Origin of the sequence: Rathayibacter sp. AY1B6, assembly GCF_002932755.1 — a bacterium.
GTDB lineage: Bacteria > Actinomycetota > Actinomycetes > Actinomycetales > Microbacteriaceae > Rathayibacter.
The window spans coordinates 36988-59157 of sequence record NZ_PSWL01000007.1; the positions used below are offsets into that span (position 1 = coordinate 36988).

Here is a 22170-nt window from a genome sequence, read left to right on the forward strand (position 1 = left end):
CGATTCCCGGAAGGCTCCGGCTGGGTATCCGCCTCATGCCCCGCGGGCGAGCAGCTCCGCGCCGAGGGCGAGGGCCGCGTCGACCGAGGCGGCGCGGATCGCGGCGCGGTCGCCGTCGAACCGGTGCTCGCGGACGAGCTCGTCCTCGCCGAGGACGGCCGCCACGAAGACGGTGCCGACAGCGGCATCACCCTGCGGATCCGGACCGGCGACTCCCGTGGTCGCCAGGCCGAGCGTCGGCCGCCCGTCGGCTGCGAGCCGCGAGGACGCTCCGCGCGCCATCTGCACGGCGACTCCGGGATCGACGGGCCCCCGCTCGTCGAGGACCCGCGCATCGACCCCGAGGAGCCGGTCCTTGAGGTCGGTGGCGTAGCTCACCACTCCCCCGCGGTACACGGCGGAGGCGCCGGGCACCTCCACCAGGGCCGAGCTGAGCGCACCGCCGGTGAGGGACTCCGCGACGGCGAGGTCGACGCCCCGCCGCCGGAGCTCGGCGATCAGATGCGCAGCCGTCACCGCGTCGACCGGGCGGCCCGGCTCTGGCGGGCGGCGTCGGCGAGGTAGTCGATCCCGGTGGCGACGGTGAGGACCACGGCCGCGGTCATCGTGATGCCGTTGAGCCAGTGGACCCACTCGCCGAGGACGGCCCAGAGCGGCAGCAGAGCGAGGGAGATCGCGATCGACTGCACGATCGTCTTGAGCTTGCCGCCCCGCGACGCCGGGATCACCCGGTCCGAGAGCACGGCCATCCGGAACACCGTGATGCCGATCTCGCGCACCAGGATGACGATCGTCACCCACCACGGCAGTTCCGCGAGGATCGAGAGCCCGACCAGCGCCGCCCCGGTGAGTACCTTGTCGGCGATCGGGTCGAGGAGCTTGCCGAGATCGGTCACGAGGCCCCGGCTGCGGGCGATGTGCCCGTCGATCCCGTCCGTGGCGATGGCGACGATGAACAGCAGCGCCGCCGCGATCCGGATCCCGCCGTCCTGCCCCCCGTCGGCCAGCAGGAGCCAGAAGAAGACGGGCGCCAGCAGGATCCGGACGACCGTGATCGCGTTCGGCAGGTTCCAGTTGCCCGGCGCGGCCGGAGCCGGTGCGGTGGGGTCGGTCATCGTGCTCCGCCGTTCGTCGCAGTGCGGGCGACCGGGACGGTCACTCGCGTCCCGTCAGAGTCCAGGCGTCCTCGCCGGACCCCTCGTCGTCGTCGTGGTAGTCCGTGGCGGCGGGCCCCGTCGGCTCGGCCAGCGGATCCGCGTAGGGGTCCGGGGCGACCGAGGACGGCGCTGCAGGCCCGTCGCCCGGGTCCTCGCCGCGCATCCGCGCGAGGACGCCCGGCAGCTGCTCGGCGGTGACCAGCACGTCGCGGGCCTTCGACCCCTCGGAGGGACCGACGACCTCGCGCGACTCGAGCAGGTCCATCAGGCGGCCCGCCTTGGCGAAGCCGACGCGGAGCTTGCGCTGCAGCATCGAGGTCGAGCCGAACTGCGTGCTGACGACGAGCTCCGCCGCAGCGACCAGCAGCTCGAGGTCGTCCCCGATGTCGGAGTCGATCTCCTTGCGCTGCGCCTGGACGGTGATGTCCTGGCGGTACTCGGGCTGCGCCTGGCGGGTGACGTGCTCGACGACCTTCGCGATCTCGTCCTCGCGGACCCAGGCGCCCTGGACGCGCATCGGCTTGTTGGTGCCCATGGGGAGGAAGAGGCCGTCGCCCTGCCCGATGAGCTTGTCGGCTCCCGGCTGGTCGAGGATGACCCGCGAGTCGGTCACGCTGGTCACCGCGAAGGCGAGGCGGCTGGGCACGTTCGCCTTGATGAGGCCGGTCACCACGTCGACGCTCGGCCGCTGCGTGGCGAGCACGAGGTGGATGCCCGAGGCGCGCGCGAGCTGCGTGATCCGCACGATCGAGTCCTCGACGTCGCGCGGGGCGACCATCATGAGGTCGGCGAGCTCGTCGACCACCACGAGGAGGTAGGGGTACGGCTTGAGGACGCGGCTGCTGCCGGCGGGGAGCTTGATCTCGTCGGCGCGGACGGCCGCGTTGAAGTCGTCGATGTGGCGGAACCCGAACGACGCGAGGTCGTCGTAGCGCATGTCCATCTCCTTCACGACCCACTGCAGCGCCTCGGCGGCCTTCTTGGGGTTCGTGATGATCGGAGTGATCAGGTGCGGCACTCCGCCGTAGATGGTGAGCTCCACGCGCTTGGGGTCGATCAGGACCATCCGCACGTCCTGCGGGCGCGCGCGCATGAGCAGGCTCGTGATCATCGAGTTGACGAAGCTGGACTTGCCGGAGCCGGTGGAGCCGGCGACCAGGAGGTGCGGCATCTTGGCGAGGTTCGCCACGACGTAGCCGCCCTCGACGTCCTTGCCGACGCCGATGGTCATCGGGTGCGTGGACGTCGTCGACGCCGGCGAGCGGAGGACGTCGCCCAGCGAGACGATCTCGCGGTCGGTGTTGGGGATCTCGACGCCGATCGCGCTCTTGCCCGGGATCGGGGAGAGGATCCGGACCTCGTTGCTGGCGACCGCGTAGGAGAGGTTCTTGCTGAGCGCGGTGACGCGCTCGACCTTGACTCCCGGGCCGAGCTCGATCTCGTAGCGGGTGACGGTCGGGCCGCGGGAGAAGCCGGTGACGGTCGCGTCCACGTTGAACTGCTGCAGCACCTCGGTGATGGCGCGGACCATCTCGTCGTTGGCCGCCGAGCGCGCCTTGGAGGGCGTGCCCGTCGAGAGGGCGGCCGCCGAGGGGAGGCGGTACGGCGCGTCGTCCTCGAACGAGGAGTCGAAGCCGGCGGTCGGGTCCTCCTCGGCGAGAGGAGCGATCGGGCCGGTCTCGATGACGGGCGGGATCGGGACGGCGGGCGCCACGTCGAGGCGGTCGAGACGGATGACCTCGGTCGCGTCGTCGTCGACCACTCCGGTCGCGCCGCGGGACGCGCCCGTCTGCTCGAAGCGGGCGAGCGCCGCCTCGGCGGTCTCGGCCTCGGCCAGCACCTCGGTGGCGTAGGAGCGGGTCGGCGGGTGGGCCTCGTCGTCGCGCTCCTCGAGCGCGGAGTCGAAGCCCTTCGCGCGGCCGCGGGCGGGCGCGGTGCCCTCGATGACCTCGGTGAAGGAGTCGATCGGGAGCTCGGTCTGCACGGTCGGCTCGTCCTCGCGCCCGGACTCGGTGCGCCGCCACCAGGGCAGCTCTCCGCCGTCCTGCTGCGCGTCCTCCTGCTCGGCCTCCGCTTTCGCCGCGGCCTTGGCGGCGGCCCGCTCGGCCTTCAGGCGGGCGCGCTCCTCGTCGTCGAGCACGGGGGCGCCGAAGAGGTAGCCGTAGAGCTCCCGCGAGCGCGCGCCGATGCGGTTCGGCGGGGTCTTGGTGATGATGAACAGCGACAGCAGGATCACGAGCGACAGCAGCACGGTCGCGCCCGGGACGGTGGCGATCGCCGCGAGCGGGGCGCCCACGAGCCAGCCGAGCACGCCTCCCGCTGCCGCCATGGTCTCGATGCCCTGCCCCGGCTGCGGCAGGCCGAGGTGCGCGTGGCAGATGCCGGCGGAGGCGACGAGCAGCGTGATGACGCCCACGCCGATCCGCCCGTTGTCGTCGACGGACCGGGGGTGCCGGAAGAGCCAGAGGGAGAAGAGGAGCAGGACGACCGGCAGCACGTAGGCGACCCGGCCGAAGAAGCCGCCGAAGCTCCACGCGTCGAGAACCAGAGCGACCGGGTCGGTCGCGAGGAACCACTCGACGACCGCACCCGCGACGGCCAGCAGCAGCAGGAGGAAGGGGACGCCGTCGCGGCGCTCCTCCTTCGCCAGGCGCTCGGGACCGAGGGCGCGCGCCGCGCCGCCTGCGAGGTGGGCCAGCGCCATCCAGAGCCGCACGGCGGGGTTGGTGCGCGGGGCGGACTCGAAGGCCACCGTCTTCGTCTCGGCGGCCGCCTTGCCCGAGCCCCGGCCGGATCGCGGCGCGCCGGAGCGCGGAGTCGCGCTGCCGCGCCCGCGCGAGGTCGTCTTGGTACTGGTCGCCATGAGGCCACCGTACCCGCCGCCCCCGTCAGGGCCGGTGACCCGCGCCGGGACGGCCGACGCCGATCAGCCGCCGGCCCGGGAGGGTCAGGCCTCGATGACGAGCGGCACGATCATGGGCCGGCGGCGGTAGGAGGTGTTGACCCAGCGGCCGACGACACGACGGACGGCCTGCGAGAGCGCGTGCTGATCGCTCGCCCCGTTGCGCACCGCCTCCTCGAGCGCGGCGGCGATCCGCGGCTTGACCTCGTCGAAGACGCTGTCGTCCTCCGCGAAGCCCTTCGCGTGGATCTCGGGGCCGACGACGATCCGCCCCGTGCCCGCCTCGACCACCACGATGATCGAGATGAAGCCCTCCTCGCCGAGGATCCGCCGGTCCTTGAGGTCGGCGTCGGTGATCTCGCCCACCGACGATCCGTCGACGTAGACGAACCCCAGGTCGAGCCGTCCGACGACGGTCGCCCGCCCGTCGAGCAGGTCGATCACGGTGCCGTCCTCGGCGATGATCGTGTTCTCCTCCGCGATCCCGGTCTCGCGCGCGAGCTGCGCGTTCGCGACCAGGTGCCGGTACTCGCCGTGCACCGGCATCACGTTCAGCGGCTTGAGGATGTTGTAGCAGTAGAGGAGCTCGCCGGCCGCGGCGTGCCCGGACACGTGCACCTTCGCGTTGCCCTTGTGCACGACGGTCGCTCCGAGCCGGGTGAGCCCGTTGATGACCCGGTACACCGCGTTCTCGTTGCCGGGGATGAGGCTGGACGCGAGGATCACGGTGTCGCCCTCCCCCGGCTCGATCTGGTGGTCGAGGTTGGCCATCCGGCTGAGGACGGCCATCGGCTCGCCCTGCGACCCCGTGGACATATAGACGATCCTGTCCTCGGGGACGTCGCCCGACTTCTTCATGTCGACCAGGACGCCCGGGGGGACGTGGAGGTAGCCGAGGTCCGCCGCGATGCGCATGTTGCGGACCATGGAGCGGCCGAGCAGCGCCACGCGGCGGCCGGTGGCGTGGGCCGCGTCGAGCACCTGCTGCACCCGGTGGACGTGGCTCGAGAAGCTCGCGACGATGACGCGGCGGGTCGCCCTGGCCATGACGCTCTCGATGACCGGGCCGATGTCGCGCTCGCTCGGCGTGAAGCCGGGGACGTCGGCGTTGGTGGAGTCGACCATGAACAGGTCGACGCCCTCCTCACCGAGGCGGGCGAAGGCGCGCAGGTCGGTGATCCGGCCGTCGAGCGGCAGCTGGTCCATCTTGAAGTCGCCGGTGTGCAGCACCGAGCCCGCGTCGGTGACGATCGACACGGCCAGCGCGTCCGGGATCGAGTGGTTCACGGCGACGAATTCGAGCTCGAAGGGCCCGAGGTTCTCGACGTCCCCCTCCTTCACCGTGAGCGTGTAGGGCGTGATCCGGTGCTCCTTGAGCTTCGCCTCGACGAGGGCGAGCGTGAGGGTGGAGCCGATCAGCGGGATGTCGCGCTTCAGCCGGAGCAGGTAGGGGACGGCGCCGATGTGGTCCTCGTGACCGTGGGTGAGCACCACTCCGACGATGTCGTCGAGCCGGTCCCGGATGGGCGTGAAGTCCGGGAGGATCAGGTCGACGCCCGGCTGGTCCTCCTCCGGGAAGAGCACGCCGCAGTCGACGATCAGGAGCCTGCCGTCGATCTCGAAGACGGTCATGTTGCGGCCGATCTCGCCGAGACCGCCGAGAGGGATGATCCGCAGCGTTCCCGGCGCGAGCGGGGCGGGGATGATCACGGGACCGGGCATGCGCCCTCCTTCTCCAGCGGTGCTTTCTCGGGACGTGCCGCTCGGGCTCAGCGGGTGGTGCCGGCGACCTTCGGGAGGGCGCCGCCGGCCGCGGCGTTGCGGTCGGGCCGGAAGTTGCGGAAGTCGACGCCCGGGATGTCGCGGACCAGGCCGAGCTCGTCCTCGATGAGCGCCGCCTCCGACTCCTCCGGGCCGACCAGGGGCAGCCGCACGCGCGGAGAGGAGATGCGGCCGAGGCCGTGCAGGATGTACTTCGCGGCGACGGTCCCGGGGACGTGCGTCATCACGGCGCGCACGAGCGGCTCGAGCTGCTGGTGCGCGCGGGTGGCCGCGCGGAGGTCGCCCGCGTTCACGGCGTCGACGATGGTGCGGTACGGCGCGGCGGCGATGTTCGCCGTGACGCCGATGAGCCCCGTGGCGCCGATGGCGAGCTCGGGGAGCACGTTCGCGTCGTCGCCGCAGAAGTACATCAGGTCGGTCTGGTTGAGCACGCGGCTGACCTCGGAGAGATCGCCCTTCGCGTCCTTCACGGCCAGGATGTTCGGGTGCTTGGCCGCCCGCAGGATGGTCTCGTAGCGGATCGGCACGCCGGTGCGGCCGGGGATGTCGTAGAGGATGACCGGCAGGTCCGTCGCGTCCGCGATCATCCGGAAGTGCGTGAGCACGCCCGCCTGCGTCGGCTTGTTGTAGTACGGGGTGACGATCATGTTGCCGTCGGCGCCGGCCTTCTCGCTCTGACGGGCGAGCTGCATGGCGTGGGCGGTCTCGTTGGAGCCGCCTCCCGTGATGATCTTCGCGCGGCCCCCGGCGACCGAGCGGCCGACCTCGACCAGGCGGATCTTCTCCGGGTCGGTCAGGGTGCTGGTCTCGCCCGTGGTCCCGGTGACCACGATGCCGTCCGCGCCCGCTGCGATGCAGTCGTCGATGTGCTTCTCGACACCGGGCCAGTCGACCTCGCCGTCGGCGGTGAACGGGGTGACCAGGGCGACCAGGACCTGGCCGAAGGGATTCTCCGGAGTTGACACGCTGCCAGGGTAGCGGGTCGCCGCCGCGCCGCTCCGGTGGGTTCGGGTGTGCCGTCTGGGCGGTGCCGTCTGCAGGGGGCGGTGCGATCTGCAGGAGGCAGTGCGATCTGCAGGAGGCAGTGCGATCTGCAGGAGGCAGTGCGATCTGCAGGAGCTCTCCGCGATTAAGGGCGTTCTTCCGCCCAACGCCTCGGCCGCGCGGAGGATCCCCTGCAGATCGCACCTGCACACGGCATACCTCCCTGCAGACGGCACACCTCCCTGCAGACACACCTCCCTGCAGACGGCACACCTCCCTGCAGACGGCACCGCTGCGGGTCGCGCTGCGGTCCGGGGGCAGCCCCGATGACCCGATCCCCTACGAGCGGAGATGATCGCCGCGGGAGACGGCGGCGAGGACGTCCGCCTCCGCCGCTTCCCAGTGCGTGTCGACTGTCGCGGTCCGGAAGTGGTGGATCCGATAGCCCAGGCGGCCGAGCTCGATGTCGCGACGGTTGTCCCTGTCGGCCTCGTGGAACTCCGCACCGTCCACCTCCAGGATGAGGACCTCGCCGATGAGGAAGTCGACCCGGCGAGCGCCGATGCGCACCTGCTGGCGGAAGCGGACTCCGATCCTGCGCAGGCGGAACGCGACCATCGACTCGAGCCCGCTCTCCGACACCTTTCCCGCCCAGCTCAGCTGCACCGCGAGCCGGGTGGGCAGACGGGCGAGCAGGCGGTTCTTGGCCGCCGTGCCGAGGAGCCCCTGCCGGAGCGCCGACTCGAGGAGGACGAATCCGAACTCGGCGCCCTGACAGAGGGAGGCGATGACGATGCAGTCCTCCATGCTCTGCACGAGGGTGCAGGGCGGCGCAGCAGCGGCTGACCAGTGCACGACGACGTCGTCGGAGGTGCCGAGCCGCAGGTGGTACCGCTCGCGGTCGCGCAGACGCGAGGCCTGCTCCGGCACTCCGACGTGGAGACCGCGGAAAGCCGGGACCCAGAGCCCGTGGACGCGCGCTGCATCCGCGCAGGCGAGGACCCCTCCGACGCGGAAGGCCTGCTCGACCGCGGGAGCGAGGCCGGGCAGTGCGTACCAGCCCTTCCGGACGCGGACGAGCGACCCCGACACGACGGCGCGTGACAGCTCCCGCCGGGTCGTCCCCTCCCGGAGGAACTGCTCCGTCTTCACGACGCCGCCGGCGCGGAGGAGGGTGGTGGAGGACGCTCGCATCCGTCGAGGCTGGCCCGACCGGGACCGCCGTCGACGATGCGACCGACGGAACTGGGGAGAGCTCTTCCGACCGGCGCCTGGGGAGGACGCTCCGCCGCCCCGCCGGCGCGGGTGACCCGTGCGATCTGCAGGCTTCGCCGGTGCGATCTGCAGGCTGCGGCGGTGCGATCTGCAGGCTGCGGCGGTGCGATCTGCAGGCTGCGGCGGTGCGATCTGCAGGCCTGGCCGGTGCGATCTGCAGGAGATCCTGGCGTCGACCCGCTGTCCAGGCGGAGGAGAGCGCTCCCCTTCGACCATCCCCTGCAAACGGCGCAATCCCCTGCGGACGGAACTGGCGCCTGCAGACGGCACACCCCCCTGCGGACGGAACTGGCGCCTGCAGACGGCACACCCCCCTGCGGACCGCACTGGAGCCTGCAGACGGCACACCCCCCTGCGGACCGCACTGGAGCCTGCCGGCGGCACACTCGCCCGTCGGCGGCGACACTCGCGTGCAGACGGCACACCCTCCTGCGGACTGCGGTGCAGCCTGCGGAGGGCACGCCTCGGGCCCCGGCACGCCCACGCGCCCGGCGGCTCCCTACGGGGCGACGCGGCCGTTCGCCGTGAAGGCGGCGGCCGTGAGGGGCATCAGCTCCTGGAAGTGGGTCTCCATCTGCTCGGCGGCCATCTCGATCTCGCGCTGCGGGAAGGAGGGGAACGTCGAGTCCTCGCGCTTGGTGCGCAGGGAGAGGAAGTTCATCAGCGAGCGGGCGTTGAGCGTGACGTACATCGAGGAGTAGATGTTCAGCGGGAGGACGATCCTTGCGACCTCGCGGGCGACGCCCTCGCCGAGCATCCGCTGGTACGACTCGTAGGCCTGCGTGCTGACGCGGCGCGTCTCCTCGGCGACGAGGTCGGCCTGCTCCGGGGTGCCCGGCTCGAAGGAGTAGGCGCCGGGCTTGCCGACCTGCACGAGGTTGCGCCGGGGGCCGGGCACGTAGAAGACCGGTCGGAGCTCGCGGTAGCGGCCCGACTCCTCGTTGTAGGAGGCGATGCGGTGGCGCATGAACTCGCGGAAGACGAAGATCGGCGCCTGCACGTAGAAGGTCATCGAGTTGTGCTCGAACGGCGAGCCGTGGCGGTCGCGCATCAGGTAGTTGATCAGGCCGCGGTCGCGCTTGCGCTGCAGCTCGGCGTCGGACTCCTCGCCGTCGAGCGCCTCGGCGAGCGTCTTCTCGCCCTGGGTCGAGACGCGGGCCGCGAACAGCACGTCGGAGTCGTGGGCGCTCGCGCGGACGAGCTCGACGACGACATCGCTGCGGAAGACGGGACTGCTCGGGTCTGCGCTGGGGCTGCTCTGTTCGGTCACGGATCGAACCTAGACCACGCTCCGACCGAGACCGTCGTCACATCCCGACACAGTCGTCCGCGCAGCGTCCGCGCCGACCTACGCTTCCCGGATGGAGCCCGTGACGATCCTCGCCGCACTGCTCGGCCTCGTCGTGCTGGGCGTCGTCCTCGGGGCTGTCCACCGGACCCGCTCCGGGCGCGTCGCGAGCGTCCCCTCGGGCGAGGACCCCGCGATCGACCCCGGAGAGCTCGTCCCCGGCGCAGTGCTCGGGACCCGAGCCACAGTCGTGCAGTTCTCGACCGACGTCTGCACGCGGTGCCCAGCGGTGCGACGGATGCTCGGGGAGCTCGCCCAGCAACGGCCCGGGCTGGCGCACCTCGACGTCGATCTGACGCACCGCCCCGACCTCGCGGCGCGCTTCCGCGTCCGGCAGACGCCCACGCTCCTCCTGCTCGATCGAGACGGAGTGCCGCGGAGCCGCATCGGCGGCGCTCCGACCCGCGCCGCTCTGACCATCGAGCTCGACCGACTCCAGGAGACATGATGAGCACCCGCTCCCCCTCCACCACCGGCGCCACTCCCCCGTCCGGCACCGTCGATCCCCGCGGCCCGAGGGTCGCCGCCGGAATCACCGCCGCACTCCTCCTCACGGCCGTGGGCCTCGGGCTCGCGGCCCCGGCCCGGGCCGACCTCGACGGCCGGCTCTCCCAGCCCGGATTCCTCCTGCTGCTCGCGCTCGCCGCCCTCTTCGCCTGGTCGGCCGCGCGCGGCGTCGGGTCCGGCCCCTGGGCGGTGCTGTTCCGCCAGGTGGTCCGGCCGCACCTGACACCGCCGCGCGAGTGGGAGGACGCCCGCCCGCCGCGCTTCGCCCAGCTGATCGGCCTGGTGGTGACCGGCGCCGGCGTCCTCCTGCACGTCGCCGGTGTCCCGGGATCGGTTCCGGTCGCCGCGGCCGTCGCCTTCCTCGCCGCCTTCCTCAACGCCGTGTTCGGCCTCTGCCTGGGCTGCGAGCTCTACCTCGTGCTCGCGCGGGCCGGCCTGGTCGAGCGCTCGGCGGGCTCCCGGGCGTGAGGCTCTAGGCTGGGTCCGCTTCGCGGGCGGCCCGCGACCGGCTCCGGGAGGCACCATGAGCGACTCATCCGCACGGCACTCCGACCACGACGGGGCCACGGGCTCCGGCTCGCCGCGACGCGCCTCGCGCACGCCGGGCGAGCACGTGTCGACGCCGTCCGAGCAGCCCTCTGCGCGGCCGGACGCCTCCGCTCCCCGGCTCCGCGTCCTGATCTCCGGCGCCAGCGGGATGATCGGCTCGGAGCTGGCCCGCCAGCTGCGCGCCGAGGGGCACGAGATCCTGCGCCTGGTGCGCCACGCGCCGTCGAGCCCGGACGAGTTCCACTGGGCGCCCACCTCGCACATGCTCGACTTCAGCGTGCTCGACCGCGTCGACGCCGTGATCAACCTCTCCGGCGCCTCGATCAGCCGCCTGCCGTGGACCGCGTCCTACAAGCGGGAGATCCTCGACTCGCGGATCCAGTCCACGCAGACCCTCACCGACGCGATGCGGATGTCCTCGACCCCGCCGACGACGCTGATCAACGCCTCCGCGGTCGGCTACTACGGAGACCGCCCGGGCGAGGAGCTCACCGAGCAGTCCTCCCGCGGCGACGGGTTCCTCGCCGACGTCGTCGACCGCTGGGAGAAGGCCGCCCACCTCGCCCCCGAGGCCACGAGGGTGGTCACCGCTCGCACCGGGCTCGTCCTCGGCGACGGCGGCGCGCTCAAGCCGCTCCTGCCCCTGACCAGGCTCGGCCTCAGCGGGCCGCTCGGCAGCGGCAACCAGGCCTGGCCCTGGATCAGCCTCTACGACGAGGCCGCGGCGATCCGCCACCTGCTCACGTCCTCGCTCTCGGGCCCGGTGAACCTCGCCGGACCGGTGCCGGCGACCGCGAACGACGTGATGCGCACGCTCGCCGAGCAGCTGCACCGCCCGTTCAAGCTGGCCGTCCCCGAGAAGATCATCGAGCTCGCGCTGCGCGACGCCGGGCACGAGCTGCTGCTCTCGAGCCAGCGCCTGGTCCCCCAGCGGCTCCTCGACGACGGCTTCGAGTTCCGCCACCGCACGGTCGGCGAGGCGCTGGCGTGGGTGCTCGCCTGATCCGGGCCGCCTGAGCGCCCGGGCCGCCCGGTCGCGGCCGGACGGTCAGGCCGGAGCCTCGTGCTCCAGCGCGATGGCCCGGCGGATCGCGCCCCGGGCGCGCTTGCGGTCGCCGCTCGCGTCGTAGGCGAGGCCGAGGCGGTACCAGGCGCGCCAGCTCCCGGGCTGCGCGTCGACCTCCTCCGCGTACTGCGGGAACAGCGCGTCCGCCTCCTCCCGGAGCGGACGCCCGCTGGCCCGCGAGTCGAGGACCTCCTGCGGGAGCGCGTTCTCGCCCTCCAGCCGACGGGCCAGCTTCTCCGCGCGGAGCCCGAAAAGCAGCTCGCGCACGAGCCCCCAGACTCCCACCGCGCCGAGGATCAGCAGGCCGACGCCCATCACGATGCCCGGCACCGTCGCCGCGGCGAAGGCGACGACGGAGTACTGCAGGCAGACGAACAGGTAGAGGGCGAGCAGGACCGCCATCAGGACGACGCCGACGCGGGTCCTCACGGGATGCTCGTCGCTGCGGCGGCCTGGCCGGACGGTGCCCGGTCGACGACGGGCTGCTCGTCGCCCGGCCGCTCGGCCAGGGGCGCGGCGTCGAAGGCGGCGCGCAGGTCGAGGAGGGCGTCGAGGCCCACCACCACGCCCGTCGTCGTGCGGACCGCGTCGAGAGCGCGCAGGACGCCCTGCTCGTAGGACGCCTGCGACGTGGTGTCGTGGCGGATAGTGACCGTCTCGCCGGTGCCGCCGAAGACGACCTCCTGGCGCGCCTCCACTCCGGGCAGGCGGAGGCTGTGGACCGGGACGCTCGCGACCTGCTGGCCGCGGGCCCGCTGATCGGTGTGCGGAGCCTGCACCGGACCGAGCTCGGCCCGGGCGCGCAGCAGGAGCTCGGCCGTGCGGACCGCGGTCCCCGAGGGCGAGTCGACCTTGCGGGCGCCGTGGGTCTCGACGATCTCGGCCGCGTCGAAGAAGCGCGCAGCCACGGTGGCCAGAGCGGTCGCGAGCACCGAGCCCAGCGAGAAGTTCGGGATGATCACGACGCCGGCCTCGGGCTGCTCGGCGACGCTGCGCCGGAGGGCCGCGATGCGGTCGCCGGTCCAGCCGGAGGTGCCGACGAGCACCTTCCTCCCGTTCGCCACGGCGAAGTCGACGATCTGCTGGCTGACGGCCGGCACGGTCATGTCGACGACGACGTCGGCCTCGAGCATCTCGGCGGGATCGCTCCGCGAGCCGAGCCGCGCGACGAGCGAGAACTCGCTCGACGCCTCGATGAGCGAGCAGGTGAACGAGCCGAGTCGGCCGGACGCGCCGACCACGGCGACGGAGGTAGTCACCGACTCAGCGTAGCCCGCGGCTCAGTACGGCTGGGCCTCGGGCAGGCCGGTGCGCAGCTCCACGGGCAGGTGCGAGAGGTCGTTGTGCACCACGAGCACCGGCGGCTTGCGGGAGCGGACGCGGATGATCGTCAGCCCGCAGTTCGCCTGGTTGAGGCCCAGCCACCGCCAGTCGGGAGCGTCGAACACGTGGCGGACGAACCAGCCGATCACGAAGTTGTGGGTGATGAGGAGGTCGTGGCGGTCCTCGCGCGACGGCGCCAGGAACTCGGCCACCGCGTCCTGCATCTGCGCGTGCCCCGCCTCGATCTCGGCCGCGGTCACGCTGCCGAAGAACGGCTCGAACGCCTTGGGCATGTCCGGGGTCGGCCCCGAGGGGATGCAGTCGAACAGCAGCGAGGACGGCTGGAGCGGCAGGCTCGGCAGGAGCGTCTGGAAGCGCGCTGCCGTCTCCTCGGCCCGGCGCAGCGGCGAGTGCCACGCTCCGGTGAAGGGGACTCCGCCGAGCCGTTCGGCGATGAGCCTCGCCTGGCGCTCGCCTCGGGCCGAGAGCGGGCCGTCCGGCATGCCGTGCTCGGCGTCCTGCTGCTCGCCGTGGCGGACGAGGTAGATGTAGTGGGACACGGGGTCCTCCCTGGTGCGGCGCGGCGGTGCGCGATCAGCGGGCGTTCGACGATCGGATCAGATCGCGGAGGCGCTCTCGACCCCGGCGATCCCGGCGAAGGCCGACTCGTCGACCGCGCCGACGGCCGAGATCGACGACGGCCCCCGCGCCAAGTCTGCCGCGAGTGCCTGGACGTCCTCCGCGCCGACGAGGGCGAGTCGGCGCAGGCTCTCGTCGAGGTCGACGAACTCGCCGAAGGTCAGCTCGGCGCGGCCGAGGCGCGACATCCGGGTGTCGGAGTCCTCCAACGCGAGCGCCGCCGCTCCCGAGAGCTGGCCGCGGGCGCGGGCGAGCTCGTCATCGGTGACGCCGTCCTCGGCGAGGCGGTGGAACTCGGTGAGCAGGAGCTCGGCGACCGTCCCCGCCTTCGCCGGGGTGCATGCGGCGTACAGTCCGAAGAGGCCCGCGTCGGAGTAGGACGGGGCGAAGGAGTAGACGGAGTAGGCTAGGCCGCGCTTCTCGCGCACCTCCTGGAACAGGCGCGAGGACATACCGCCGCCGAGGATCGAGTTGAGGACGCCCATCGTCATCCGCCGCTCGTCGCCCGCGGCGAGGCCGGGGAAGCCGATCAGCAGGTTCGCCTGCTCGGTGGGGCGGTGCACGACCGACACGGCGCTGCCGCGGGTGTAGGTGGCGCGGCCGCCGACGCGCCGCTCGACGGGCGAGGCCGCGGTGCCGAGGTCCCAGCCGTCGGCGACGAGCACCCGCTGGAGCAGCGCGACGAGCGCCTCGTGGTCGACGGCGCCCGCGACCGTGATCACCACGTCGCGCGGGCGGTAGGCGGCGCGGTAGTGCGCCCAGACCGCATCCCGGGTGGCCTCGCCGATGGTCGCCGCGGTGCCCCCGATCGGGCGGCCCAGCGGGTGGTCGCCGAAGACGGCCTCGAACAGCTTCTCCCCCGCGACGTCGCCCGGATCGTCGTCCGCCATCGCGAGCTCCTCGAGGATGACCCCGCGCTCGGTCTCGAACTCGTCCGGGTCGATCAGGCTGGAGGTCACCATGTCGGCGATCACCTCGACCGCCATCGGGAGGTCGCGGTCCTGGATCTTGGCGTAGTAGCAGGTGTACTCCTTGGCGGTGAGAGCGTTGTGCTCCCCGCCGACGGAGTCGAAGGACACGGCGATGTCGAGGGCGGACCGCTTCTGCGTGCCCTTGAACAGCAGGTGCTCGAGGAAGTGCGTCGAGCCGACGTTGGAGGGCACGGCGGGCCCGCCCGCGGTCGCGGGACGGCCGGGCCGCTCGTCGCGCGATCCCGCGGCGACCCAGAAGCCGATCGTGGCGCTGCGGGCGCCGGGCACCGATTCGCTGAGGATGCGGACACCGCTCGGGAGGACGGAGCGGCGGACCGTGGATCCGCCTGCGGCCCGGACTGACGTCTCCGGCTGGTCGAGGGGCAGTGCGACTCCGTGGTTCATCGTGCCCACCCTAGGCCACCGGCGACGGCGGCCCGGCCGGGCTGTCGCGCCGTGGCGGGAGAGGTGCCCGGCTGGTCGCGGTCGGGCGCGGTCAGCGGCGCGCGCGCTCGAGCGCGGCCAGGTGTCCCGCGTCGAGGTCGAGCGAGACCGCGCGGACGAGCGCGTCCACGTCGGCGGGCGAGCGCGGGGCGACGGTCGCAGCGGTCAGGCGCGGCCGGCCGAGCAGCCAGGCCAGGGCGACGGCGGCGGGAGCGGCCGAGAGCTCGGCGCCGATCGCGTCGAGGACGGCGAGGACCCGGCGTCCGCGGCGCCCGAGGTGGGCGGCGGCGAGGGCTCCGTCGGGCAGGCGGCCGAGCTCGCGGCGGGTGCGCTCGGCGCCGCGGAGGAACCCGTGGGCGAGGGGGACGGTCGCGAGCAGGGCGAGTCCCTGGCCGGCGGCGACGAGGCCGAGATCGCCCTCCGAGCCGGGCCGCTCGAGCAGGTTCCAGCGGACCTCAGCGCCGGCGAGGCGGGGCAGTCCGTGTGCGGCCAGGACGCGCGCCTCGAAGAGCTCCTCCGGGGAGAAGCCGGAGGCGACGACCGAGCGCACCAGACCGCGTGTCAGCAGCACGTCGACCGCACTGAGGAGCTCGTCGAGGCGCCCGGCCCCGTCGGGTCGGACCGCCAGCACGTCGAGGCGGTCGGTGCGGAGGCGGCGCAGCACCCCCTCGACACGGTCCACCAGCGCGCGCGGCGTCGCGGGGGCCCCGGCCGGTGCGGCGAAGCGGCCGATCAGGAGGAAGCGGTCCCGGTCGCGGTGTCCGGCGGGCCAGCCGCCGACGCCGTCCGCGAGGCGCGAGTCGGTGACGACGACGCCGTTGCCGCCCCACGCCGCGTAGCGCTCGAGGAGCGCGGCACCGTCGTCGCGACCGAGTGCCGCCGCGTCGAGCACGAAGGGGAAGAGGTCGTGACCGGAGTCGCCCAGCGGCCGGCGGTGCGCGGGTGCGACGGCGGTCGGCTCGACCGGGCCGGTCTCGGCGAGGACGCCGCTCGAGGAGGCTCCGCGGGAGGCCGCGGGCGGGAGCGGGACGGCACTGTGACGGGGAGCCCGCACGGCGGCGCCGGTCCTGTCCCTGGGCACGCCACCACTCTCCCTGCGGCGGCTCGGGTCCCGCCAGGGGAGAGAGTATCCGAGCGCTCGAGCCGCCACTCCGCCGTGTCGCGCACGGTTCACCAGATCGTTACACGGGCGCTGCCGGCGGGGTCGACCCGCCGGCTCCCCCGAGCGGGAGACGTCCGCGCCCTGGTGGACGAGCGCCGTCGTCTACCAGATCTACCCGCGCTCTTTCGCCGACTCGAACGGCGACGGCATCGGCGACCTGGGCGGCATCCGCTCGAAGCTCGACCACCTCGCCGACCTGGGGGTCGACGTGATCTGGCTCTCGCCGGTCTACCCGTCGCCGCAGCACGACAACGGCTACGACATCTCGGACTACGAGGACATCGACCCGCGGTTCGGCACGCTGGAGGAGTTCGACCTGCTCCTCGCGGAGGCCCACGAGCGCGGGATCCGCATCGTCATGGACCTCGTGGTCAACCACACGAGCGACGAGCACGCCTGGTTCGTCGAGTCCCGCTCCTCGCAGGAGGACCCGAAGCGCGACTGGTACTGGTGGCGCCGCGGGCGCCGCTCGGCCGAGGCCGGCCGCGAGCTCGAGGCGGCCGCCGGCGCCGGCCTCGACGTCGCCGAGCCGAACGGCTGGCGCTCCTACTTCTCCGGCCCGGCCTGGACGCTCGACCCCGCGACCGACGAGTACTTCCTCCACCTCTTCGCGGTGCAGCAGCCGGACCTCAACTGGGAGAACCCCGAGGTGCGGCACGCGGTGCACGCGATGATGAACCGCTGGCTCGACCGCGGAGTGGACGGCTTCCGGATGGACGTGATCAACCTCGTCTCGAAGGACGTCGGAGCGATCGACGGCGAGCAGGGCGGCGCCGGCATCGTCGGAGGAGTGGGTCCGCGGCTCCACGAGTACCTCCGCGAGATGCACGAGGCCGTGTTCGCGCACCGCGAGGGCTCCTTCCTCACCGTCGGCGAGATGCCCGGGGTCACCCTCGAGGAGGCCGTGCTCGTGACGGATCCCGAGCGCCGCGAGCTCGACATGGTCTTCCAGTTCGAGCACGTCGGCATCGACCACGGGGTCGACAAGTTCCACCCGGTGCCGCTGGACCTGGTCAGTCTGAAGGCCAATCTCGCCCGCTGGCAGGACGGCCTGGCCGAGCGCGGCTGGAACAGCCTGTACCTCGGCAACCACGACCAGCCGCGGCTCGTCTCCCGCTTCGGGGACGACGGCGCCCACCGCTACGAGTCCGCCACCCTCTGGGCCACGCTCCTCCACCTCCAGCGCGGCACGCCGTACATCTACCAGGGCGACGAGATCGGGATGACGAACGTCCCGTTCGCCGGCATCGAGGACTTCCGCGACGTCGAGTCGCTGAACTACTGGGCCGAGGCGGTCGACGAGCGCGGCGAGGACCCGGAGACGGTGCTCGCCGGGCTGCGCGCGCAGAGCCGCGACAACGCCCGCACGCCGGTGCAGTGGGACGACGGCCCGCAGGCGGGCTTCACGACCGGCGAGCCGTGGATCGCGGTCAACCCGAACGCCGCCGAGGTGAACGTCGCCGCCGACCGGGCCGCCGAGCGGTCGGTCTTCGAGTACTACCGGGCGCTGATCGCCCTGCGGCACGCCGACGAGACGGTGCAGCTGGGCCGGTTCGCGCTCCTCGAGCCCGAGCACCCCGCGCTCTTCGCCTTCACCCGCACCGGGCCGGGCGAGCTGCTCGTCGTCGGGAACGTGTCCGGCGAGCCGATCGAGGTGCCGCTCCTCGAGGAGTGGGCGGAGGCCGAGACGGTCCTCGGCAACGTCGCCGGTGCGACCGGGTCGACGCTCGGCCCGTGGGAGGCGCGCATCCTGCGCCGCTGAGTCCCGCCGCGTCGTGCCCCCCGCTCCGTCGCGGGCCGGGGCGCGGGCCCCTCGCGAGGCGCCCGAGTCGAGCGGTTCCGCGAGGGCGGGGGGCCTCAGGCGGAGACGCGGTCCAGCTGAGCGATGTCGCTCCGGGTCAGCGGGAGGGCGGCCGCCGCGAACAGCGACTCGAGCTCCGCGGCGTTCCGGGCCCGGACGATCGCCGCTGAGACCTCCTGGTGCGAGAGCACCCAGGCGAGCGCGACCACGCCAGGCTCCGTGGCGTGGGCCTCGGCGATCTCGTCGAGGGCCGCGAGCACGCGGGAGCCGTGACGGCCGACGTAGTCCAGGCCCGCCTCGAACAGGGCCGACGCCGGCTCGTCCGTGCGGCTGCGCAGGGCGCCGGTGAGGTAGCCGCTCGCCAGGGGCAGCCGCGCGAGGGTGCCCAGCTCGAGCCGCACCACCTCGGGGGCGACGTCGGCCTCGTAGGTCCGGCGCTCCATCAGGCTGTACTCCGATACGACGGCCGAGAGCGACGGCAGCGCGAACGCGGTCGCCGTCTCGTGCAGCGCCGTGATCGCGGCTCCGCTGAAGTGCGCGGCGCCCAGCGCGCCGACCGAGCCGTCCGCGAGGAACGGCGCGACCGCCGCCAGGCTCTCGGCGATGGGGATCCCGGGGTCCTCGCTGTCGAACGAGAGCAGGTCGATCCGGGTGCCGAGCCGCTCGAGGCTCCCCTCGATCGCGATGCGGACGTCCTCCGGGGCCAGGCCCGGCGCGTCCGGGTGCCGGCCGACCTTCGTCGCGACCAGCATCCGCTCGCGCAGCCCGCTCTGCTCGAGCCAGCGGCCGATCATGTACTCGCTCCGGCCGGTCGCGTAGTGGTCCGCCGTCGAGATCACTGTGCCGCCGAGACGGCCGAACGCGTCGAGCACCTCGGTGGTGTCGTCGATCCCGGCGGCCCAGCCGAAGACGGAGCCGTCGAGGGCGAGCGGGTGCACGGGGAGGCCGGTCCGACCCAGGGTGCGTGAGAGGAGGGGCGTCTCCGGCTCGGTGGCCAGCGGCGTCGGGTCGGTCACGGAGTCCTCCGGTCGGGGCGGTGCGGCGCGGTCCCGCCACCGTACCCCATGCCCCCGCCGACGACGGACGCCCGCCCCACCGGAGTGGGACGGGCGTCACGGTCGTGCAGGAGGGGTCAGCTCTCGGCAGGAGCCTCGGCCTCGGCCTCCTCGGCCACGACGGGCGCGAGGGACAGCTTGCCGCGGTCGTCGATCTTGGTGATCTGGACGAGCAGCTTCTGGCCGACTCCGAGGACGTCCTCGACGTTCTCGACGCGCTTGCCGCCGGCGAGCTTGCGGACCTCGCTGATGTGCAGCAGTCCGTCCTTGCCGGGGAGGAGCGAGACGAACGCGCCGAAGGTCGCGAGCTTGACGACGGTTCCGAGGAACTGCTCGCCGACCTCGGGGTTGGTCGGGTTCGCGATGGCGTTGACCTGCGCACGCGCGGCCTCGGCCGACGGACCGTCGACGGCTCCGATGTAGACGGTGCCGTCCTCCTCGATGGAGATGTCGGCGCCGGTCTCGTCCTGGATCGCGTTGATCGTCTTGCCCTTGGGGCCGATCAGCTCGCCGATCTTGTCGACGGGGATCTGCACCGAGATCACGCGGGGCGCGGTCGGGGCCATCTCGTCGGGCTGGTCGATGGCCGCCGTGAGCACCGCGAGGATCGTGGTGCGGGCGTCCTTGGCCTGCTTGAGCGCGGCGTCGAGCACCGACGACGGGATGCCGTCGAGCTTCGTGTCGAGCTGGATGGCCGTGACGAACTCGGCGGTTCCGGCGACCTTGAAGTCCATGTCGCCGAGCGCGTCCTCGGCGCCCAGGATGTCGGTCAGCGCCGCGTAGCGGGTCTGACCGTCGACGACGTCGGACACGAGGCCCATCGCGATGCCCGCGACCGGGGCGCGCAGCGGCACACCGGCGTTGAGGAGCGACAGGGTCGACGCGCAGACCGAGCCCATCGAGGTCGAGCCGTTGGAGCTCAGCGCCTCGGAGACCTGGCGGATCGCGTAGGGGAACTCCTCGCGGCTCGGCAGCACCGGCACGAGGGCGCGCTCGGCGAGGAAGCCGTGCCCGATCTCGCGACGCTTCGGCGATCCGACGCGGCCGGTCTCACCGGTCGAGTAGGGCGGGAAGTTGTAGTGGTGCAGGTACCGCTTCTTGGTGACGGGCGACAGCGAGTCGATCTGCTGCTCCATCTTGAGCATGTTCAGCGTGGTGACGCCCAGGATCTGGGTCTCGCCGCGCTGGAAGATGGCCGAGCCGTGGACGCGCGGGATGACCTGCACCTCGGCGTCGAGCGGGCGGATGTCGGCCAGGCCGCGTCCGTCGATGCGCACGCCGTCGCGGAGGATGCGGCCGCGGACGACCACCTTCGTGACGGACTTGTACGCCGCTCCGACCTGGTTGTAGGCCTCGGCCGAGAGCTGGCCCGAGGCGATGCGCTCGGCGATCTGCTCCTTGACGCGCGCCTTGAGGGCGTCGTCGGCGTCCTGCCGCTCGACCTTGTCGGCGATCTGGTACACGCGGACGAGCTCGTCGTAGCTGAGCTCGGCGACGTTGTCGTAGGTCTCCTGCGCGTACGGCAGGAACACGGGGTAGTCCTTGACCGGCTTCGCGGTCTCGGCGGCGAGCTTCGCCTGCGCCTCGACGAGCGCGCGGAGGAAGGGCTTGGCGGCCTCGAGGCCCTCGGCGACGACGTCCTCGCTGGGCTTGGTCGCACCCGCCTTGATGAGGTTCCAGGAGGACTCCGTGGCCTCGGCCTCGACCATCATGATGGCGACGTCCGAGGAGCCGTCCTCGTTGGTGACGACGCGGCCCGCGACGGTGAGGTCGAAGACGGCGTTCTCCAGCTGGGAGGCCTTGGGGAAGGCGACCCACTGGTCGTTGCCGGAGCCGTCGGACATGAGCGCGAGGCGGACGCCGGCGACCGGGCCGGAGAACGGCAGGCCGGAGATCTGCGTGGAGGCGCTCGCGGCGTTGATCGCGAGGGCGTCGTAGAACTCGTCCGGCGCGATGCTGAGGACCGTGATGACGATCTGGACCTCGTTGCGCAGGCCCTCGACGAACGAGGGGCGCAGCGGCCGGTCGATCAGACGGCACACCAGGATCGCCTCGGTGGAGGGGCGGCCCTCCCGGCGGAAGAACGAGCCGGGGATCTTGCCGGCGGCGTAGGAGCGCTCCTCGACGTCGACGGTCAGCGGGAAGAAGTCGAAGTTGTCCTTCGGGTTCTTCGAGGCCGACGTGGCCGAGAGGAGCATGGTGTCCTCGTCGAGGTACGCGGCGACGGCGCCCTGAGCCTGCTGCGCGAGGCGGCCGGTCTCGAAGCGGACGGTGCGGGTGCCGTACGAGCCGTTGTCGAGAACGGCTTCGGCGAATGTGATTTCAGGACCTTCCAAGAGGTCTGTCTCCTTAACGTCTGCAGCGGCGCCCCTTCTGGGCGCCGGCGTTCGTCGGAGCAGCGGTCCGGTCAGGAATCGAGACGATCCCACGGCAGGGCTTCGCGCCGTGCCGTCGTGTGGAGGGCGTTCGTGCTGGCCACCAGTAGAAGAGCTCCGGGCTGTCGCGACCTGTGCCGCAAGCGGGACGTGCCGCCTGCGACTCGTGCCGAGGCGGTTCGTGCTCTGTCGCACGCTGCCGCTGTCCGGGACTCCACCACCGAGGACCAGCTTCCTGCCGGCCTGCTCCGTGGCTCGAACCCTGGGTCGACCGGCGGTCGCTTTCGGATTCGGAACCGGTTCATGCTATCAGCCGCGGTGCGGTTCCTCCATGGACCGCGCCGACCCGGCGGGCCTGCCGCCCGTCAGCCCCGCGTCTCGTGCATCAGCAGCTCGACGCGGAGCCCGCTCCTCGCCGTCACGATGCGGGCCGGGACGCGGGGCGACCTCCCCGCCTCCGAGAGCCGGGCGAGGGCGGCCTCGACCACGTTCTCGAGACCACGCGGCACCTGGCCGACGAGCCCCGAGGGACGCTGGGCCGCGAACAGGCGGACCGGCATCGGAGCGTCCACGCGCTCCTCCTCAGCGGTGCGGCGCGGGATCACGGCGGTGACCTCGTCCTCGCCGAGGGCGAGCACCCGCGCGATCTCGTCCTGGTGCGGGCGGGAGTCGGCGAGGCGGAGGAGAGTGTCGCCGCGCCGCGACTTCGGGCGCAGCTCGTAGTCGTAGTCGTCGAGCCTGCCCGAACCGCGGTCGTCGGAGGGGAGGGGGTTCGCGTCGCCGCGTCCGAACGAGAAGAGCTTCATGCCCCCATTGTCCAGCGCGCGGCC

Annotated in this window: 19 protein-coding genes; 4 read left to right on the forward strand and 15 right to left on the reverse strand. The window is 72.7% G+C overall.

Annotated features, from left to right (window positions below):
* Window positions 1-33: 33 nt before the first annotated feature.
* The 7 genes from C5D08_RS05130 to thyX form a co-directional block, all read right to left on the reverse strand.
* On the reverse strand, window positions 34-516 hold the full coding sequence (locus C5D08_RS05130) for a CinA family protein (protein ID WP_104276114.1): 483 nt from the start codon (window positions 514-516) through the stop codon (window positions 34-36).
* Window positions 513-1115, reverse strand: a complete 603-nt coding sequence (gene pgsA / locus C5D08_RS05135; protein ID WP_104276115.1) for a CDP-diacylglycerol--glycerol-3-phosphate 3-phosphatidyltransferase — start codon at window positions 1113-1115, stop codon at window positions 513-515. The genes C5D08_RS05130 and pgsA overlap by 4 nt, the downstream gene beginning before the upstream one ends.
* Before the next feature lie 40 nt (window positions 1116-1155).
* Complete coding sequence (locus C5D08_RS05140) at window positions 1156-4020, reverse strand: DNA translocase FtsK (RefSeq protein ID WP_104276116.1); 2865 nt, start codon at window positions 4018-4020, stop codon at window positions 1156-1158.
* 84 nt (window positions 4021-4104) lie between these two features.
* Window positions 4105-5781: a ribonuclease J gene (locus C5D08_RS05145; protein WP_104276117.1), complete on the reverse strand. Its 1677-nt coding sequence runs from the start codon at window positions 5779-5781 to the stop codon at window positions 4105-4107.
* A gap of 47 nt (window positions 5782-5828) precedes the next feature.
* Entirely contained in the window at window positions 5829-6806 is a 978-nt protein-coding gene (dapA, locus tag C5D08_RS05150) for a 4-hydroxy-tetrahydrodipicolinate synthase (protein ID WP_104276118.1), read from the reverse strand.
* Between the two features lie 358 nt (window positions 6807-7164).
* Window positions 7165-8019, reverse strand: a complete 855-nt coding sequence (locus C5D08_RS05155) for a type IV toxin-antitoxin system AbiEi family antitoxin domain-containing protein (protein ID WP_104276119.1) — start codon at window positions 8017-8019, stop codon at window positions 7165-7167.
* Window positions 8020-8599: 580 nt separating this feature from the next.
* Complete coding sequence (gene thyX, locus C5D08_RS05160) at window positions 8600-9370, reverse strand: FAD-dependent thymidylate synthase (RefSeq protein ID WP_104276120.1); 771 nt, start codon at window positions 9368-9370, stop codon at window positions 8600-8602.
* Between the two features lie 91 nt (window positions 9371-9461).
* On the opposite strand from thyX, the gene C5D08_RS05165 reads away from it, so the two are divergent.
* Genes C5D08_RS05165 through C5D08_RS05175 form a run of 3 tightly spaced genes read left to right on the forward strand, consistent with a single transcriptional unit; the run spans window position 9462 to window position 11507 of the window.
* Window positions 9462-9896 (forward strand): thioredoxin family protein, encoded by a 435-nt coding sequence (locus C5D08_RS05165; RefSeq protein WP_104276121.1) that lies wholly within the window; start codon window positions 9462-9464, stop codon window positions 9894-9896.
* Window positions 9896-10423, forward strand: coding sequence for a DUF4395 domain-containing protein (locus C5D08_RS05170; RefSeq protein ID WP_104276122.1), 528 nt, complete (start codon window positions 9896-9898; stop codon window positions 10421-10423). The genes C5D08_RS05165 and C5D08_RS05170 overlap by 1 nt, the downstream gene beginning before the upstream one ends.
* Window positions 10424-10478: 55 nt before the next feature.
* Window positions 10479-11507: a TIGR01777 family oxidoreductase gene (locus C5D08_RS05175; protein WP_104276123.1), complete on the forward strand. Its 1029-nt coding sequence runs from the start codon at window positions 10479-10481 to the stop codon at window positions 11505-11507.
* Between the two features lie 45 nt (window positions 11508-11552).
* On the opposite strand, the gene C5D08_RS05180 is transcribed toward C5D08_RS05175, so the two are convergent.
* The 5 genes from C5D08_RS05180 to C5D08_RS05200 form a co-directional block, all read right to left on the reverse strand.
* Window positions 11553-11999, reverse strand: a complete 447-nt coding sequence (locus C5D08_RS05180) for a tetratricopeptide repeat protein (RefSeq protein WP_104233263.1) — start codon at window positions 11997-11999, stop codon at window positions 11553-11555.
* Window positions 11996-12829, reverse strand: coding sequence for a 4-hydroxy-tetrahydrodipicolinate reductase (gene dapB / locus C5D08_RS05185; RefSeq protein WP_104276124.1), 834 nt, complete (start codon window positions 12827-12829; stop codon window positions 11996-11998). The genes C5D08_RS05180 and dapB overlap by 4 nt, the downstream gene beginning before the upstream one ends.
* A gap of 21 nt (window positions 12830-12850) precedes the next feature.
* On the reverse strand, window positions 12851-13453 hold the full coding sequence (locus tag C5D08_RS05190; protein ID WP_104224462.1) for a histidine phosphatase family protein: 603 nt from the start codon (window positions 13451-13453) through the stop codon (window positions 12851-12853).
* A 57-nt stretch (window positions 13454-13510) separates the two neighbouring features.
* Window positions 13511-14908, reverse strand: coding sequence for a pitrilysin family protein (locus C5D08_RS05195; RefSeq protein WP_104276198.1), 1398 nt, complete (start codon window positions 14906-14908; stop codon window positions 13511-13513).
* Window positions 14909-14999: 91 nt separating this feature from the next.
* A complete protein-coding gene (locus C5D08_RS05200; protein ID WP_181110166.1) occupies window positions 15000-16028 on the reverse strand; it encodes an aldo/keto reductase in 1029 nt (342 codons plus the stop codon).
* A gap of 190 nt (window positions 16029-16218) precedes the next feature.
* On the opposite strand from C5D08_RS05200, the gene C5D08_RS05205 reads away from it, so the two are divergent.
* Window positions 16219-17871, forward strand: coding sequence for an alpha-glucosidase (locus C5D08_RS05205; RefSeq protein ID WP_104282369.1), 1653 nt, complete (start codon window positions 16219-16221; stop codon window positions 17869-17871).
* Window positions 17872-17966: 95 nt separating this feature from the next.
* On the opposite strand, the gene C5D08_RS05210 is transcribed toward C5D08_RS05205, so the two are convergent.
* The 3 genes from C5D08_RS05210 to C5D08_RS05220 all read right to left on the reverse strand — a co-directional run bounded on the left by C5D08_RS05210 (window position 17967) and on the right by C5D08_RS05220 (window position 22146).
* On the reverse strand, window positions 17967-18926 hold the full coding sequence (locus C5D08_RS05210; protein ID WP_104276127.1) for an aldo/keto reductase: 960 nt from the start codon (window positions 18924-18926) through the stop codon (window positions 17967-17969).
* 116 nt (window positions 18927-19042) lie between these two features.
* Window positions 19043-21301, reverse strand: coding sequence for a polyribonucleotide nucleotidyltransferase (locus tag C5D08_RS05215; protein ID WP_104226293.1), 2259 nt, complete (start codon window positions 21299-21301; stop codon window positions 19043-19045).
* Window positions 21302-21705: 404 nt separating this feature from the next.
* Window positions 21706-22146, reverse strand: coding sequence for a hypothetical protein (locus tag C5D08_RS05220; RefSeq protein WP_104276128.1), 441 nt, complete (start codon window positions 22144-22146; stop codon window positions 21706-21708).
* Between the last annotated feature and the right edge of the window lie 24 nt (window positions 22147-22170).